Raw genomic sequence first — 16,175 nt, 5'->3', positions numbered from 1 at the left:
GAATTTTGAAAATTATTGTACACAAATGTACAATAAAATTTTTGAAAATACATCCCTTATATCGGTTAAAACGCCGGAGCAAGCCATCGAGCCTTTAGAAAAACAATTCAGACTATCTGCGGAATGGGATATGAATGCCAAGATCCTTATTGAAGAAGGCTCTCTGATTTTTATACGGTTCATTCGCAGCGACTGTAAATTGCGTATTCTCGATTCGGTTTTTAGTGTTGATGAAAAATTGAAATATTCATACGTAATCGCACGAATCGTCATCGAAAAGTATGTTTTAACGGTCTCGAGAAACAACATCGTTTATCATATTTTCCCTTTCCCGATGTTTCTTCCAAAATAAACAACGTGTAAATGAACTCCTGATATTTTGACTGTCCTAACAAGTCGGCCAACCCCATGGGGTTGTGTCAACGAACCGTGATACATTCCCTTGATTAGAATGTAAACGAACTCCTGATACACTTTCCTCGCTTAGAAGTGTAAACGATCTTATGATACATAACAGATAAGCTTTAGGAGCGAGTTTTGTTACATCCAGCTGCACTCTATCGCCAGGAATCTCTTTGTTGTAGAGTTTATAATCACTTTTCTTACGCCGTTTAACGACTGGTTTAACATGATGTTTTTTTCAACACTCTCCATATAGTCATTGTTGACAGATGAATATCGTTCTTTCATAATAAAAATGTTGAGATACGTTGTGCTCCCCAGTTGTGTCTTCTCCTAATATCAAGGATAAGAGTTTCTATTTCGTCTGAGACCTTAAGGTTGGTGAGGATTTTAGGACGTTTCGACTTATCTGACAGTTTTGAATCTACGTCCGATCTTGACCTATCAATCCATCTGTAAAGTGTAGATCGGGAGATACCGCACTTTATAGATGCTTTAGTTACTGACCCCATCTCTTTGTAGATGTAGATATGTAGCCATTTTTAGCGTGCTTTTATGTTTCGCTCTTTATCTTTCATGCCCAAAAAATAAAGAATCTCAACAACTTTACAAAATCAAAATGTATCGTTTCTATTGATATGTTACAATTCATATCAAAAAAAATTTTTAATTCTAAAAAATCGCAATCCCTTGTTAATCGTCACTAATACATTTTTTTAACAATCCATCTGACTTTTTTTAAACCTGTTGGTTCAAGATAATAATTTTGGACTGTAGCCTTTCCTGTTGTCAATCTTTGTGGTTTATCTCTTTTTCCTTTTTCAAAAACTACAATACTATCGTAAAAGTGTATTGCCTTAATGCTTTTGGTATACTTGTTGACTTTTAGTGATGATTGTTCTGAAAAATAAGCATTAATATAGTCGATAAAATTTTTTGAATATTCAATAAATGTCCCGTATCTTTTATGACCACCGCCATACATTATTTGATAGGATGAGTGGGTATCTTCACATAAATAAATACCATCTTCTTTGACATGATCAAACAACTCTCAAAAGCAATAATTTGTTGATTCATTTTATGTCCTCCGTCGTCTATTAGAATGTCAACTTTAGGTATTTCTTGTTTGATTTTACGCAGAAATGCTCTGTCGGATTGTGATTCTATGAATATTTCTATATTTTTTTCTTCAAAACTTTTACAATTAGGATTGATATCTATCCCATAAATTTTAGCATTAGGCCCAAAATAACTTTTCCACATTTGTAGACTTCCGCCTTGAAACACACCAATTTCCAATATAACTATTTCTTCTTTGTTTTTGTATTTGTTAAAATATATATCATAGATATTGAAATAATGTAGCCATTTATCGATCAATTTATCATTATTGTTATAAAAATACTTTTCAAGATCGTTCATATTATTCGTATCCAGTAATTTAGATTCATAATTCTCTATAGAGAACATCAGTTCTCGTTTTTACGACACAAAGGTAACTTTTTTGATTGAAAATATCTATATTCCCTTAATTCCGCAACCAAATTTTAAATTTAAAAGAGCAAAGCGTTGATAAAAAACAAATTACCAAACGCTTTGCCAAGTGTAAGATTTCACCTATTTTTATGAGTGAAAAACAAAAAACAAAGTAAATCTTACAGAAGATGAAATAACAAAAAGTTTCGCAATCCGTGAGTTCATTTGCAGGAATTTCTTTTGTTCACGAAGAATTTGACAACTGCGGTTTATTGCAACTCATAGACGAACACCCGGGGCAAAGGAATGCTTCGGGATACGGTCACGGAGAACTGTTCAGGACATGGTTGGAGGTGTTTTTTTGTGGCGGTGAAGTGGCAGAAGACGTTCACGAACATTTACGATCGACATCGGAAAGCATGACGGAACAGATAAGCCGAATAAGCGAATGGGAAAAAGCAGAGATCAACTACAAGACATACGAAGTAGCATCCATTCCCTTTAAACGGTTTTTTGAAGAGCGCAATTATCGATTGGTGGTTATGCGGGAAAAATCGGATGATGCCCAAATGAATCTGTTTACGGGAGGCAACATGATTTATCGCTCCATCTTAACCAATGATCATGAATCGGATGAAAAGCAGGTCATCGAATACTGCAATATGCGTGGATCAAGCGAGGAGCTGTTCGATACCAAAACACCGACTTCGGTTGGGGACGTCTTCCGACATCAGAGATGAAGAGCAATACCGTATTTTTGATTATGTCGGCCATGATGAAAAACTTTTACAACTACTTTATCGAAAAGGTATCGGCGGTATTCGAAGATATTCCTTCAACCTCAAGAATAAAACGGTTTATTTTCAAATTCATCCGTGTTGCCGGCAAATGGATCAGACGAGTTGACAATGGAAGCTCCGACTTTACACCTACCGCCCGTACGATCAGCTGTGCTTATCCTGAATATCTTCCTGTCAGCCGCTCAAATCGACAAACGAGAAAGGGGAAAATATGTCTTGACGTTAAATGAAGGATGAAATATCACATTTTCTCTCCTTAAATTTGCAAACAGGAGGCACATTTTTGTGGACAATTTTATGCATTGAGAAAAAAACGGCGTGAAATCTTGAAAACGGCAATTTGAACATCTGCCGGAATATACCTGCTTTTTTCAAAATAATTGACTTGCGGATTTTTAGGTATTATATAAATGATAAATGACCCTTCTATTCCCAAAGAAGTGCCCGGTAACACACAAGAATGACTACTTTTTCGGAGAAAACCCATCGTCCGCATTCGCGGAAAACTACATCAGCCGAAAAAATGGTGGTTTCTACACTTCGTGATGATGCAAATCCGTAGAAAATCGTTAAATAATGAGGCCAAATTAACACTCCTGTTACTCAAATTCCATCATCTTCACTCAAAGATGACACGTTTGGCGAGGAATGATCCCCCGTTTTCACTTCGAAATGACACGATTGTCTTGTCGTGACCTGTCATTTTGGAGTGAAGAAAGCATGTTCGTCATAAAAAGTCATGGTTTCTACGTTGCAGATTACATGTTTTAGCCAAAAAATGCCTATAGAATGTTAACAGAAAAGGCAATTTGGCTCGAAAATGTACCTTTCAGGAATGTAGACGGGGCAATCGGCGGACAAAATTGCTCCGTCTACTTTGTAGAAAGTATGTTCGTCGGACAAAGTTGTACTTTCTGCACTTCAATATTGGGCAATTTGGCGCCGAATCCCTATAGAATGTTAACAAGATTGGACGTTTTCGTTCACATTTGCGAAATCTACAAAGTAGATATAACATTCTTTAAGTCGAACGTGGTTTCTACAAAGTAGAAAACAGGTCCGTCGGAGTCAAACGCGTTTTCTACATTTCTGACGGGGCAATTTTGTTGCCGAATCGATGAATTTTTACTTCAGAAACATACAACTAATCTTCTGAAACAGAGAGATTGATATCCTGCAAAAAGCTCACGGCGAAATATAGTGCAATTTTATTAACAAAACATCACAATTGCGAAAGTGAAAGAATGTGAATGGGCGAGAATTACAAATTACGGATTAATTACCAATTAGTCAAATTGCAAATAAAACGGATGGAAACGGAATGATCTTTGTGAAAAAGAATATTTCGCAGCGATGCACCTTTGTTATTTGGATAGATAAATGTTTTTTGCTACAAAAGATTGTGGTGCCATGCACCATAAGTCAATTGATAATTGAGAATTGATAATGTACAATGGATAATTTACCGATTCGATGATTTATCGATGAATTCCGAGCAGTGCGGGGTTATGATAATCTGAGGGCGAAGCCAACTCGCGACTTAGCGTCTTCGTGGCAAATATTAGCCACAAAGGCACTAAAATTCAAAGTAAAACTCTTGATGCGAAGATTTACGAATTGGATAATTCTTTGAAATTCGTAATTAGAAATTTTCAATTTTCATCCCTGCCTTTTTTATTCCTTCCAAATTGACGAAAAACAATTACACCTGTGAAGGCGTTCTAAAACAAAGATAGCTGACAAAACAGTGGTTTTACGAGAACATTTGACAACCTAAAATATTTGTGAATGACGAATTGCAGAATAAAAACGCAAAAATAAGATACGCCAAATCATTTCATTGCAAATTAATTTTTACCTTTGTAGTGATTTAAGTTAAATGATAATTAAAAGTCGATATATGAGTAGAATATATAGCGTGATAACCGGAACGGGAAGTTATATTCCGGCTAAAAGGCAGAAAAACAGTGATTTTCTGTCGAATGAGTTTTACGATTCCACCGGCGAAAAAATTCCTACACCCAATGAGGAAATAGTCCAAAAATTTCTCGAAATAACCACCATTGCCGAAAGGCGGTATGCAGAACCCGACGAAAATACGTCGGATATGGCTAAAGTTGCAGCCGAAAGAGCTATCGAAACTGCCGGCATTGACAAGGAAGAACTCGATTATATTATTTTTGCACATAATTTCGGCGAAACAAAAGTGGACAACAATCGCATTGACATTGTGCCGACATTGTCAGCTCGTGCCAAACAGAAATTGGGTATTGCCAATCCCTACACGGTGGCTTACGATTTGTTGTTTGGTTGCCCGGGATGGATTCAGGCGCTCATCCAGGCCGATTATTACATTCGTTCGGGTGATGCCCAAAAAATATTGGTTATTGGTGCCGACATTCTTTCGCGCATTTCCGATCCGCACGATCGCGACAGCATGATTTATGCCGACGGTGCCGGAGCTGCCATAATCGAAGCCCGCGAAAGCGATGAGCCTATCGGCATTATCGGTCATAATTCGCGAAGCGATGCTTTGGAATATGCCAATATGCTGCATATGGGATATTCCTATAATCCCGAATTGGCCGAGAAAAAAGAACTTTATCTGAAGATGAATGGCCGCCGTTTGTATCAGTATGCGCTCGAAAATGTTCCCAAAACTATTAAGGATGGTCTCGACAAACTTAAACTTCATATCAGCGATGTGAAAAAAGTGCTTATTCATCAAGCCAACGGAAAGATGGACGATGCCATTATCAAACGTCTTTTCAAACTTTACGATTTGAACGAAGTGCCTGAAGATGTGATGCCCATGACTATTTCGTGGCTTGGCAACTCTTCGGTTGCTACTGTTCCTACGCTTCTTGATATGGTAATGAAGGGTAAGATGCATCCGCATAATCTTGAAAAAGGAGATACGATGGTGCTTGCTTCCGTGGGAGCCGGAATGAATATCAATAGCGTTGTTTATCGTTTTCCCTAAGGATCTTAATTTCATTATGATATCATTTTGGGCTGTTTCCTGTATTTCGGAAAACAGCCCGAAATGTCATTGGTCATATTTTGTTTGTTTCAAGTTTGATGTTGATCGTGGTTTGAATTGATTTTCTTTTGAAATCAAAGTGAAGCATTGTCTGTTTTTGAGTAAAAATGTGTTCGTAAGCAATGAGCAAAACTGCCTGTAAATATAGTGACGTGATCGATCATAGAGATCCAAAATTTGAATGTAAAAAATGCGGTGCTACAGTGAAGAAAGAGAAGCATGCATGCAAACCGCATAAAATAAAAAAATAAGGCGGTTACGACCGCTTTATTTATCTTTCATTACTTCGTTTTCTCTTATTTCCATTCTTTCCACATGAGCAGAGCTTGAGCAATGGCTCTCTCGACGAGCGGGGCCATAATGGCATAACCGGCCTTGTTTGGATGTACACCGTCTTCGGATAATTTTTTCGGTAATCCGTTATTTTCATCAGCCATTGCCGAAAAGTAGTCGCAATATACCACTCCATGTGTTCGAGCATATTCTTTGATACGTTTGTTGAGATCCACAACTTTCAGGGCAGGTTCCATGCCTGGTCGCCACGGAAAATCGAGAGCCGGAAGCACAGAGCAAAGGACTACCTGAATGCCATGTGCTTGTGCAAGCTCAGTCATCGAATAAAGATTGTCTTCGATCATTTCGAGTGTCGAAGGGCCGGTATTTCCTGCAATATCGTTTATCCCTGCCAAAATCACCACAACTTTTGGATACAGGTGAATGACGTCTTGACGAAATCTGACGAGCATTTGAGGTGTAGTTTGGCCACTGATACCCCGATTGATATACATGCCGTTGGCAAAAAAATGGGGAACCTGCTTAATCCATCCTTCAGTAATGGAATTTCCCATGAAAACTACGCGCGTGTCGCAAGTGCGCGGCAGTCCTAATTTGGTATTCTCCTCGCGATAGCGGGCAAGATTAGCCCAATCCTGCGACATCATTTCAATGGTTGAAGTCATAAATAAGACAAGTACGACTAATAATAACTTACGATAATTCATAATCTCTGTGTTTTTTGATGTGTAAAAAAGACCGATCAGATAATTGTCAAAATTAGTTATATTTTTTCTGATTTTAGTCAGTTTCGTCGATTAAATTTTACTATACGTCTATTTTCGAAACTAAAAAACCTAAAAGTGTAAACCGGCTATTCGTTAAAGTCAGACGGAATAGCTAAATTTGAGGAAATTTGTATCCACATCATGAGTAAGAAAACCCGAATAATTATTTTTGTTTCCATCGGTTTATTGATTTTGATAATGGCTTTGTTTCCTACTATCAAGAAGAAAGTAAAAGCCGACGACAATGTATCACCTCGCGAAACGGGAATGAGTGGAGGTCGACAACCTTTGGTCGTTACGGCCACTATTCTTCAACCACAGACACTTAACGATATGTTTCGCATGAAAGGTATCATGTTACCTGATGAGGAGGTAGATTTGACGTTTGAGACATCAGGTAAAATCACGAAAATTTATTTTCAGGAAGGAACCTTTGTTAAAAAAGGAGATTTGCTGGCTAAAGTGAATGATGCTCCTCTTCAAGCAGAATTAAAAAAACTCGAAGCGCAATTGCCATTGGCCCAAGATCGTGTATATCGCCAACAGATTCTGCTCGAGAAAGATGCCGTGAGTCAGGAAACGTATCAATCGGTACTTACCGAACTCGAAACATTGAAAGCTGACATTGAGTTGACGAAAGCACGCATCGCCCAAACCGAATTAAGAGCACCTTTCGATGGCGCTATAGGTCTCCGACTGGTGAGCGAAGGCGCCTATGCATCACCTACAGTCGTCATTGCCAAACTTACTAAAATCTCTCCTCTGAAAATTGAATTCTCAGTTAATGAGAATATGGTAAACGAAATCAAACCTGGTACAAATCTGGCATTTACGGTTGACAATGATTTGGCCACCTATCATGCAACAGTGTATGCAATCGAATCGCGACTCGACGTGCAAACATTAACCTTTTTTGCCCGGGCACTTTTTCAAAACCCCGGAGGGAAGATCAAACCCGGACAATCTGCAAACGTCATCATACAATTGGATCAGAAAAATGATGCCATTGTGATTCCCAGTATTTCTATGATCCGCGAAATGGGACGACAACTTGTTTATATATATAAAAACGGAAAAGCCAAGGAAGTGGAAATCAAAACCGGATTGAGCACAGCTTCCTCTGTGCAGGTTACCGACGGATTGTCGTTTGGTGATACACTGCTGACAACCGGCGTCATGCAGCTTACGGACGGCGCTTTGGTGAAAATTGGAGAATTTGTACCTAACAAAACCGAGTAGCATGAATTTATCGGAATTAAGTATCCACAGACCGGTATTGGCAACGGTTTTCGTGCTTGTTATCATTCTCTTTGGAGTGATAGGATACACGAGTTTGCCGGTTCGCGAATATCCCAACGTGGATAATCCCATCATCACCGTAACTGTATCCTATCCGGGAGCAAATGCCGAAGTTATCGAAAATCAGATTACAGAACCACTCGAACAAAACATAAATGGCATTCCCGGAATTCGATCACTCACCAGCCAGAGTAGTCAGGGACGTTCGCGTATTACCGTCGAATTTGAACTCAGTGTGGATATGGAGACTGCGGCTAACGACGTGCGCGACAAGGTTTCGGTTGCACAGCGCTATTTGCCGCGAGATGCCGATCCTCCCACAGTGTCGAAAGCCGACGCTGACTCTGAACCTATTATGCAGATTACGATTGAAAGTCCCACTCGATCGCTGCTCGAATTGTCTGAAATTGCCGATCTTACCGTCAAGGAACGATTGCAAACCATCTCAGATGTCAGTGCTGTAGAAATTTGGGGTGAACATCGCTATTCGATGCGCCTTTGGCTCGATCCGGTGAAGATGGCAGCGTATGGAGTTACGCCTATAGATGTCAAAAATGCTCTCGATCGCGAAAATATCGAACTTCCGGCCGGAAGCATCGAAGGCGATCAGATAGAACAGTCTATTCGAACTATGGGGTTATTGCAATCGCCTGAAGATTTCAACAACCTAGTCATCATCGAAGATAATTTTCGAATCGTACGCTTTAGAGATATTGGATATGCCGAACTGGATGCCGAAAACCGTAAGAACATCTTACGTAGAAATGGCGTGCCTATGGTTAGCTGTGTCATTATACCCCAACCCGGAGCCAATCATATCAGTATAGCCGACGAAGCCCGCTTACGTGTAGAGCAGATGCAGAAAGATTTACCGAGCGACGTAAAACTTGATTTTGCATTCGATAATACACGCTTTATTCGTGCCTCTATCTACGAAGTGCAAACAACCGTGATCATTGCATTTTTACTGGTGATCCTGGTTATTTTTGTATTTCTTCGCGACTGGCGTATCACACTCATCCCGACGCTGGTAATTCCGATTTCGCTGATCGGGATATTTTTTGTGATGTATCTGGCCGGATTTTCGATTAATGTACTTTCCATGCTTGCTGTTGTGCTTGCCGTGGGATTGGTGGTGGATGATGCAATTGTGGTAACGGAAAATATTTACAAAAAGATAGAGCAGGGAATGAGCCCTCGAAAAGCATCTATCGAAGGATCGAAGGAAATATTTTTTGCTATAATTTCCACCACAATCACACTTGTAGCCATTTTCTTCCCGATTGTTTTTTTGGAAGGAATGACCGGCCGCCTTTTTCGCGAATTTAGTATTGTAATAGCCGGTGCCGTGACGATTTCGGCTTTTGTGGCTTTATCGTTTGTGCCGATGCTCTCGTCCAAAATGCTTAAACCCAAGACAAAGCGAGGAAAGTGGCATGAAAAAACTGAGGCTTATTTTGACAAGTTCAACCTACTTTACGAACAGATGCTCCAACGGTTTTTGGCGCGCAAATGGCTTATATTTCCCATTATAATATTCACGGCACTTCTTATCGTCGTGCTTTGGGAAATCATTCCTGCCGAAATGGCCCCGTTGGAAGATCGATCGCAAATTGTTCTTCGTACGTCCGTTCCGGAGGGAGCAACATTTGAGTTTACGAGAGATTATACTACACGGATTTCCGAAATAGCCGATTCCGTTGCTCCCGAAAGAGTTTCGAATTTGAACATTATTCGAAGCGGGATGGGAACAGTGCGATTGACCCTTCCGGATATCGATCAACGCGAACGTACGCAAATGGAAATAGCAGATGAGCTTTCGAAAGCCGTGCGGAACGAAACTGCGGCACGTACTTTTGTCCAACAACAACCAACTTTCGGAGGACGCAGAGGCGGAATGCCCATTCAATATGTGTTACAAGCCAACAATCTCGAAAAACTTCGAGAATTTCTTCCTCCATTCATGGAAAAGGTAAATCAAAGCCCTTATTTTCAGATGGCCGATGTCAACCTAAAATTTACCAAACCCGAAACGCAAATCGTGATCGATCGAGACAAAGCTGCCGTTTTGGGCGTAAGTACACGCGATATTGGGCAAACCTTGCAATATGCGCTCAGCGGTCAGCGCATGGGCTATTTTTACATGAACGGAAAACAATATCAGATTTTGGGCGAAATCAATCGTCAGCAGCGTAACACTCCTGTCGATTTAAAAGCTATTTATTTGAAAAACAAAAACGGGCAAATGATTCAGATGGATAATCTTGTGAAACTGCAGGAAACCGTTGCTCCGCCGCAAATATATCGTTACAATCGTTTTAGTTCTGCCACTGTTTCTGCCGGTTTGGCTCCTGGATATTCGCTTGGTCAGGGGCTTGAAGAAATGGATCGGATTGCGGCAGAGGTATTGGATGACAGTTTTCGGACAACGCTCGAAGGCGAATCGCGCAATTTTAGAGAAAGCTCGTCGAGTTTGCTATTTGCTTTCGGATTGGCCATTCTACTTATATTTTTGGTTCTGGCTGCACAATTCGAGAGTTTCAAAGACCCGTTGGTTATCATGTTGTCTGTTCCATTAGCTGTTTTTGGAGCTATGCTGTTTATGTGGATGTTTGGTGTTACGATGAATATCTATAGTCAAATCGGAATTATTATGTTGATAGGATTGGTAGCAAAAAATGGAATATTGATCGTCGAATTTGCCAATCAACGTCAAGAGAGCGGTTTGTCGAAATATGAGGCCGTAATGGGAGCTTCCGTGCAACGATTACGTCCCATACTCATGACAAGCATTTCCACCATTCTCGGAACTTTACCTTTGGCTTTTGCGACGGGCGAGGGTGCTAATGGTCGTATTGCAATGGGGACGGCAGTAGTAGGCGGTTTGCTGATAGCAACCTTGCTCACTCTATTTCTTGTGCCGGCAATATACATGTATCTTTCTACTGACAGAAAAATACGTAACGAAAAACAAACTGACATATCGGTAGCGTTGATCGATAATTCTGCAGATGACAAAACAACAAACGATTGAAAATTATTTAGATATGAAGAAATGGGTGTGGATGGGATTAATGTGTTTGCTTTGGTATCCGGCTGCCCAAGCACAATCTGTAATGAATTTGAAAGAATGTTTACAGATTGGGATAGAAAATAATTACGATCTCAGAATTTCGCGAAATGAGCAGCGAGTTTCCGACAACAATTTATCGTTGGGCAATGCAGGTTTTTTACCCGTTCTGGATGCTTCTGCCGGCTTATCGACTCGTAATAACAATTCCGATCAATATCCGGCTGATGAAGGCGAAACGGAGGTTTTGCGAAATTCCAACACAAATACCCTCACTGCCGGAGTTGATTTGAATTGGACACTTTTCGAAGGATTTAAGGTACAAACGAATTACAAAAGGTTGAAAGAACTGAAAAGTATTGGCGAACTCAATACTCAATTCGATATCGAGAATTTTATCGCCGACTTTACCTCCGAGTACTATAATTATGTTCAACAGGCCATTCGGATGCGCAATTTGCGTCATGCGGTTGATTTGTCCCGTGAACGGCTCCGTATAGTTGAGTCGCGCTATCAGATTGGCTCGCTTTCGCGATTGGATTTGCAGCAAGCACGCGTCGATTTCAATGCCGACAGCTCGCAACTCATACAACAGTATGAAGTGCTTCATACATCGCGAATCAGGCTCAATCAGATGATGGGGATGGAAAATGTGGAACAACCTCTATTCGTGAGTGATACCGATATTGTTTTTAATGATGCACTGTCCAAAGAAGAATTGTTTCGTGATATGATGGCAAAAAACACATCGTTGCAACTTTCCGAAAAAAATCGATTGCTCGGCACGCTCGACCTCAAAACCCTGCAAAGTCGCAATTATCCGTACTTGAGACTGAATGCGGGTTATGGTTTCTCCGATTACCGATACAATAAGGGGACATGGGACAAACAGCGGAACTGGGGACCAAATATCGGACTCACTCTCGGATTCAATATTTTCGACGGTTTCAATCGAAAACGTGAACAGAAAAACGCACGGATAACCATGGAGAACCGTCAACTTGAGCTTGATCGACTCAAACTTTCATTACAAAGCGATTTTTCGAATATGTGGATGGCCTACAAAAACAATATTCTGCTTACTCAGTTCGAAGAGGAAAGTCTCCGGAATGCCCTCCTCAATTACGAAATTGCGATGGATCGATACAAGCTTGGCGACTTGTCGGGAATTTTATTGCGCGAAGCGCAAAACAGTTTGCTCGAGGCCGAGCAACGATTGCTGACTGCCAGATACCAAACTAAACTTTACGAAATTTCGCTCATGTTGATCTCGGGAAAGATTGACGAATATTTGAATTGAAATATAGATAGTTGGAAAACCATGCTGCTTGACTGAAAAATCAGAAGCCTTTAAATATAGTTTAATCAGTGCCGAATAACTATCGGGTTTACTTACTATTTTTGCATACGTGCTTGGGATTTGTTTCGGTCGTATTTGGGTCGTACTTGCGTCGTACATGTTTCGAATAGAGTACGACCCATTTTTTGACCTCCATTTTTCGATTCATTGACCTGTTTACGGTTCGCCATATTCCATAAAAAATCGCATAAGAAAATTCTTGTGTATATGAATGAGCCTTTGTTGACTAATTTTAAAAAAAAGCGTGTTTGTTTAAAAGATTTTTACTTCATTTTTTTCCCATGATTGCTTTTGTTTTATACCTTTGTGAATACAATATCTATAAGTGGAATAAAAATCATAAGTCATTTCGTCTCAAATTTAGCTCTTAATACATCTCAAATCACATATGGACAAAATTCAGGAACTCACATCGAAATTATACGCTGAAGGAGTAGAAAAAGGAAAACAGGAGGCCGAAAAAATTATTGCCGAAGCAAACGCCCAAAAAAAGCAAATTTTAGACGAAGCTACAGCTAAGGCACAAGAAATCATTGCTACGGCCGAAAAGCAAAGTGCAGAAATGCGAAGTCATACCGAGGCAGAACTTAAACTTTTTGCTGCGCAAGCCATCGAAGCACTCAAAACCGAAATCACGAATCTGATTACAGACAAGCTGGTATCGGACAACGTGAAAGCAGCAATGCAGGATCAAACATTTATTCAAAAGATAATTGTCGAACTGGTGCGAAACTGGTCGAAAAACGAGAAGCTTACCATCGGCGTTCAGAATTCCAAAGATATAGAAAACTACATTGCATCCAATGCAAAAGACATACTCGATAAAGGATTAAAAATAGAATCGGTAAACGGCATCAAAAGCGGATTTACATTATCTCCCGAAGATGGCTCATACAAGGTCAAATTTGGGGAAGAAGAATTTATCGAATATTTCAAGGAGTTCCTCCGCCCGCAAGTTCAAAAGCTTTTATTTCAATAATTGAGGTATCCGACAGCCATCGATATCCGTTTGATTTTGCCTATGCTATTCAAAAATCAATATTATTATTTTGTGTCCGGTCTGCCCGATTTTTCGTTCGACAGCACCAAACTGCCATTCACTGTAGAAGAATTCAGAGCTTTACTCGATGAAGAATTAAAGCCTGCCGATAAAAAATTGCTGGATATCTATTTTTTCAGTTACGACAATCGCAACCTGCTCGAAATACTCAAAAACAAGGATGCTGCCATAAATTCGTTAGGTGTGTTATCGCGACACGAAATCATCGAAGCGATCGATGATGCTTCCTACGAATTGGTGAAGCCGAACGAAAAAATCCCGTCGTATTATATTCAATTCATTCAAACCTGGCTGAGCGATGAAGCTCAAAACAGTGGTCAATTGTGGGAAGATCTTCTCTCCTCATTGTACATGGATTATGGCAGAGAGACAAAAAACAGCCTTATAGCTCGGTGGTTCGAGCTCAATCTGAATATTGGTAACGTGCTTTCGGCTATCTATGCACGAAAATACGGGATGGATGCAGCGCGTGTAATTGTAGGAAATAACGAGATTGCCAAAACCATGCGGCTCAATATCAATGCCCGCGATTTCGGAATAGGTCAGGAACTCGAATATTTTGATACGCTTCAGCGCCTCTCCGAAGAAGGTGATATCTACGAGCGTGAACGAAAGACCGATAAATTTCGCTGGGAGTGGCTCGAAGAAAATACGGTGTTCGATTATTTCGATATCGAATATATTTTTGCTTACTTGTGCAAATTACAGATACTGGAACGATGGGTAGGCCTCAATGCAGAAGAAGGTGAACGCGTTTTTCGTCAATTAATAGAGAGATTGAAAAACGAAATAGAAATCCCTGAAGACAATTGAACAAAATACGATTCCAAACAAGAATAATTATATATGTTGACAAAAGGAACAGTAAAAGGGATCATTTCCAATCTGGTGATCGTAGAGGTGGAGGGGCCTGTTTCCCAAAACGAAATTGCTTATATCGACCTTGAGGGCACCCGCTTGATGTCGGAAGTGATTAAAGTTATAGGTAAAAATGCATATCTGCAGGTATTCGAAAGTACACGCGGACTCACTGTCGGTTCGACAGTGGAATTTCAGGGACATATGCTCGAAGTGGTTCTTGGTCCCGGACTTTTGGAGAAGAATCTGGATGGTCTGGAAAATGATCTCGACAAGATGGAAGGCATTTTTCTCAGACGTGGCGAATATACCTTTCCTCTCGACGAAGAAAAACTTTGGGATTTTAAACCTATTGCAAAGGTGGGCGACGTGGTAACCGCCGGGTCATGGTTGGGTGAAGTTGACGAAAATTTTCAACCGCACAAAATCATGTTGCCTTTCACCATGAACCGACAATATACGCTGAAAAGTATCGCGGAAGCAGGGGAATACAATATTTATAACACCATAGCCGTAGTTGTTGATGATGAAGGAAATGAATCCGAAATCAACATGATACAGCGTTGGCCGGTTAAAATTCCCATCACAACCTATAGGGAAAAACACAGACCTTACAAGTTACTCGAAACGGGAGTGCGCTCAATCGATACGCTAAACCCTATCGTTGAAGGAGGTACAGGTTTTATTCCGGGTGCATTCGGCACGGGAAAGACAGTGCTTCAGCATGCCATATCCAAACAGGCCGAGGCAGATATCGTTATCATCGCTGCTTGCGGTGAACGTGCCAACGAAGTAGTCGAAATTTTTACCGAGTTTCCCGAACTAATTGATCCTCATACCGGCCGAAAATTGATGGAACGAACGATCATCGTCGCCAACACGTCAAATATGCCGGTATCCGCTCGTGAAGCATCGGTTTATACGGCGATGACTATCGGCGAATATTATCGTTCGATGGGATTGAAAGTTTTGCTTATGGCGGACTCCACATCACGTTGGGCTCAAGCTCTGCGAGAGATGAGCAACCGCTTGGAAGAGCTTCCCGGTCCCGACGCATTCCCGATGGATTTGTCGGCTATCATTTCCAATTTTTACGGTCGTGCCGGACACGTGGTTTTAAATAACGGACACGAAGGTTCAATTACTTTTATCGGGACTGTTTCGCCTGCCGGAGGAAATCTGAAAGAACCGGTAACCGAAAATACGAAGAAAGTGGCACGATGTTTTTATGCCCTCGAACAAGATAGAGCCGATAAAAAACGTTATCCGGCCATCAATCCTATCGAATCTTATTCAAAATACATCGAGTATCCCGAATTCGAAGAATTCATTTCTGAACATATTTCGAGCGATTGGACACTGAAAGTTAACGAAATCAGAACTCGTTTGCTACGTGGAAAAGAAATCGCCGAACAAATCAACATTTTAGGAGACGATGGTGTGCCGGTGGAATATCACATCACATTCTGGAAATCGGAATTGATAGATTTTATCGTGTTGCAACAGGATGCATTTGATTTGATAGATTCCGTAACACCAATTGAGCGTCAAAAAGAAATATTGGATATTGTCGTGGACATTTGTCGTACCGATTTCGAATTCGATAATTTCAATCAAGTGGCCGATTTTTTTAAGGAATTGATCTACGTAGGTAAACAGATGAATTACGCCGAATTCGAGTCCGATAAATACAATCAATATCGTGAACAATTAAAAACATTAGTTTCTCAAAAGAAAATTTGA

Annotated in this window: 14 protein-coding genes; 10 read left to right on the top strand and 4 right to left on the bottom strand. The window is 40.4% G+C overall.

Going from position 1 to position 16,175, the window contains the following annotated elements; translation table 11 throughout:
* The first annotated feature begins 25 nt into the window (after positions 1-25).
* Positions 26-352 (top strand): hypothetical protein, encoded by a 327-nt coding sequence (locus tag EJN84_RS01885; RefSeq protein WP_129593827.1) that lies wholly within the window; start codon positions 26-28, stop codon positions 350-352.
* 334 nt (positions 353-686) lie between these two features.
* On the opposite strand, the gene EJN84_RS12515 is transcribed toward EJN84_RS01885, so the two are convergent.
* The 3 genes from EJN84_RS12515 to EJN84_RS01870 form a co-directional block, all read right to left on the bottom strand.
* Positions 687-914: a helix-turn-helix domain-containing protein gene (locus EJN84_RS12515; protein WP_129593826.1), complete on the bottom strand. Its 228-nt coding sequence runs from the start codon at positions 912-914 to the stop codon at positions 687-689.
* 191 nt (positions 915-1,105) lie between these two features.
* The gene (locus EJN84_RS01875; RefSeq protein ID WP_129593825.1) at positions 1,106-1,387 is read right to left on the bottom strand and encodes a hypothetical protein; all 282 of its coding nucleotides are present in this window, start codon (positions 1,385-1,387) and stop codon (positions 1,106-1,108) included.
* Positions 1,387-1,875: a class I SAM-dependent methyltransferase gene (locus EJN84_RS01870; RefSeq protein WP_129593824.1), complete on the bottom strand. Its 489-nt coding sequence runs from the start codon at positions 1,873-1,875 to the stop codon at positions 1,387-1,389. Before EJN84_RS01870 ends, EJN84_RS01875 begins: the two co-directional genes overlap by 1 nt.
* 221 nt (positions 1,876-2,096) lie before the next feature.
* Here EJN84_RS01870 and EJN84_RS01865 point away from each other — a divergent pair, with 221 nt between their 5' ends.
* The 3 genes from EJN84_RS01865 (at position 2,097) to EJN84_RS01860 (ending at position 5,664) form a co-directional block, all read left to right on the top strand.
* Complete coding sequence (locus tag EJN84_RS01865) at positions 2,097-2,621, top strand: hypothetical protein (protein WP_238943894.1); 525 nt, start codon at positions 2,097-2,099, stop codon at positions 2,619-2,621.
* On the top strand, positions 2,618-2,911 hold the full coding sequence (locus EJN84_RS12330; RefSeq protein WP_238943893.1) for a hypothetical protein: 294 nt from the start codon (positions 2,618-2,620) through the stop codon (positions 2,909-2,911). Before EJN84_RS01865 ends, EJN84_RS12330 begins: the two co-directional genes overlap by 4 nt.
* 1,670 nt (positions 2,912-4,581) lie before the next feature.
* Positions 4,582-5,664 (top strand): 3-oxoacyl-ACP synthase III family protein, encoded by a 1,083-nt coding sequence (locus EJN84_RS01860; protein ID WP_129593823.1) that lies wholly within the window; start codon positions 4,582-4,584, stop codon positions 5,662-5,664.
* A gap of 356 nt (positions 5,665-6,020) precedes the next feature.
* On the opposite strand, the gene EJN84_RS01855 is transcribed toward EJN84_RS01860, so the two are convergent.
* The gene (locus EJN84_RS01855; protein ID WP_129593822.1) at positions 6,021-6,725 is read right to left on the bottom strand and encodes an SGNH/GDSL hydrolase family protein; all 705 of its coding nucleotides are present in this window, start codon (positions 6,723-6,725) and stop codon (positions 6,021-6,023) included.
* 201 nt (positions 6,726-6,926) lie between these two features.
* On the opposite strand from EJN84_RS01855, the gene EJN84_RS01850 reads away from it, so the two are divergent.
* The 6 genes from EJN84_RS01850 (at position 6,927) to EJN84_RS01825 (ending at position 16,175) form a co-directional block, all read left to right on the top strand.
* On the top strand, positions 6,927-8,024 hold the full coding sequence (locus EJN84_RS01850; RefSeq protein ID WP_129593821.1) for an efflux RND transporter periplasmic adaptor subunit: 1,098 nt from the start codon (positions 6,927-6,929) through the stop codon (positions 8,022-8,024).
* 1 nt (position 8,025) lies between these two features.
* Entirely contained in the window at positions 8,026-11,118 is a 3,093-nt protein-coding gene (locus EJN84_RS01845; RefSeq protein ID WP_129593820.1) for an efflux RND transporter permease subunit, read from the top strand.
* A gap of 13 nt (positions 11,119-11,131) precedes the next feature.
* Positions 11,132-12,454 (top strand): TolC family protein, encoded by a 1,323-nt coding sequence (locus tag EJN84_RS01840; protein ID WP_129593887.1) that lies wholly within the window; start codon positions 11,132-11,134, stop codon positions 12,452-12,454.
* A 448-nt stretch (positions 12,455-12,902) separates the two neighbouring features.
* Positions 12,903-13,493, top strand: a complete 591-nt coding sequence (locus EJN84_RS01835; RefSeq protein ID WP_129593819.1) for a hypothetical protein — start codon at positions 12,903-12,905, stop codon at positions 13,491-13,493.
* Positions 13,494-14,387, top strand: coding sequence for a DUF2764 family protein (locus tag EJN84_RS01830; RefSeq protein ID WP_129593818.1), 894 nt, complete (start codon positions 13,494-13,496; stop codon positions 14,385-14,387).
* Positions 14,388-14,420: 33 nt separating this feature from the next.
* The gene (locus EJN84_RS01825) at positions 14,421-16,175 is read left to right on the top strand and encodes a V-type ATP synthase subunit A (protein WP_129593817.1); all 1,755 of its coding nucleotides are present in this window, start codon (positions 14,421-14,423) and stop codon (positions 16,173-16,175) included.

The organism is Seramator thermalis, from assembly GCF_004138125.1.
In the GTDB taxonomy this organism is placed as follows: domain Bacteria; phylum Bacteroidota; class Bacteroidia; order Bacteroidales; family Dysgonomonadaceae; genus Seramator; species Seramator thermalis.
This window is presented reverse-complemented; position numbering and strand designations above follow the sequence as displayed.

Excerpts from the sequence above, each read along its gene's own strand:
- EJN84_RS01885 (WP_129593827.1), top strand. The coding sequence starts at position 26 with ATGTACAATAAAATTTTTGAAAATACATCCCTTATATCGGTTAAAACG.
- EJN84_RS12515 (WP_129593826.1), bottom strand. The coding sequence starts at position 914 with ATGGGGTCAGTAACTAAAGCATCTATAAAGTGCGGTATCTCCCGATCT.
- EJN84_RS01875 (WP_129593825.1), bottom strand. The coding sequence starts at position 1,387 with ATGTATGGCGGTGGTCATAAAAGATACGGGACATTTATTGAATATTCA.
- EJN84_RS01870 (WP_129593824.1), bottom strand. The coding sequence starts at position 1,875 with ATGTTCTCTATAGAGAATTATGAATCTAAATTACTGGATACGAATAAT.
- EJN84_RS12330 (WP_238943893.1), top strand. The coding sequence starts at position 2,618 with ATGAAGAGCAATACCGTATTTTTGATTATGTCGGCCATGATGAAAAAC.
- EJN84_RS01860 (WP_129593823.1), top strand. The coding sequence starts at position 4,582 with ATGAGTAGAATATATAGCGTGATAACCGGAACGGGAAGTTATATTCCG.
- EJN84_RS01855 (WP_129593822.1), bottom strand. The coding sequence starts at position 6,725 with ATGAATTATCGTAAGTTATTATTAGTCGTACTTGTCTTATTTATGACT.
- EJN84_RS01850 (WP_129593821.1), top strand. The coding sequence starts at position 6,927 with ATGAGTAAGAAAACCCGAATAATTATTTTTGTTTCCATCGGTTTATTG.
- EJN84_RS01845 (WP_129593820.1), top strand. The coding sequence starts at position 8,026 with ATGAATTTATCGGAATTAAGTATCCACAGACCGGTATTGGCAACGGTT.
- EJN84_RS01840 (WP_129593887.1), top strand. The coding sequence starts at position 11,132 with ATGAAGAAATGGGTGTGGATGGGATTAATGTGTTTGCTTTGGTATCCG.
- EJN84_RS01835 (WP_129593819.1), top strand. The coding sequence starts at position 12,903 with ATGGACAAAATTCAGGAACTCACATCGAAATTATACGCTGAAGGAGTA.
- EJN84_RS01825 (WP_129593817.1), top strand. The coding sequence starts at position 14,421 with ATGTTGACAAAAGGAACAGTAAAAGGGATCATTTCCAATCTGGTGATC.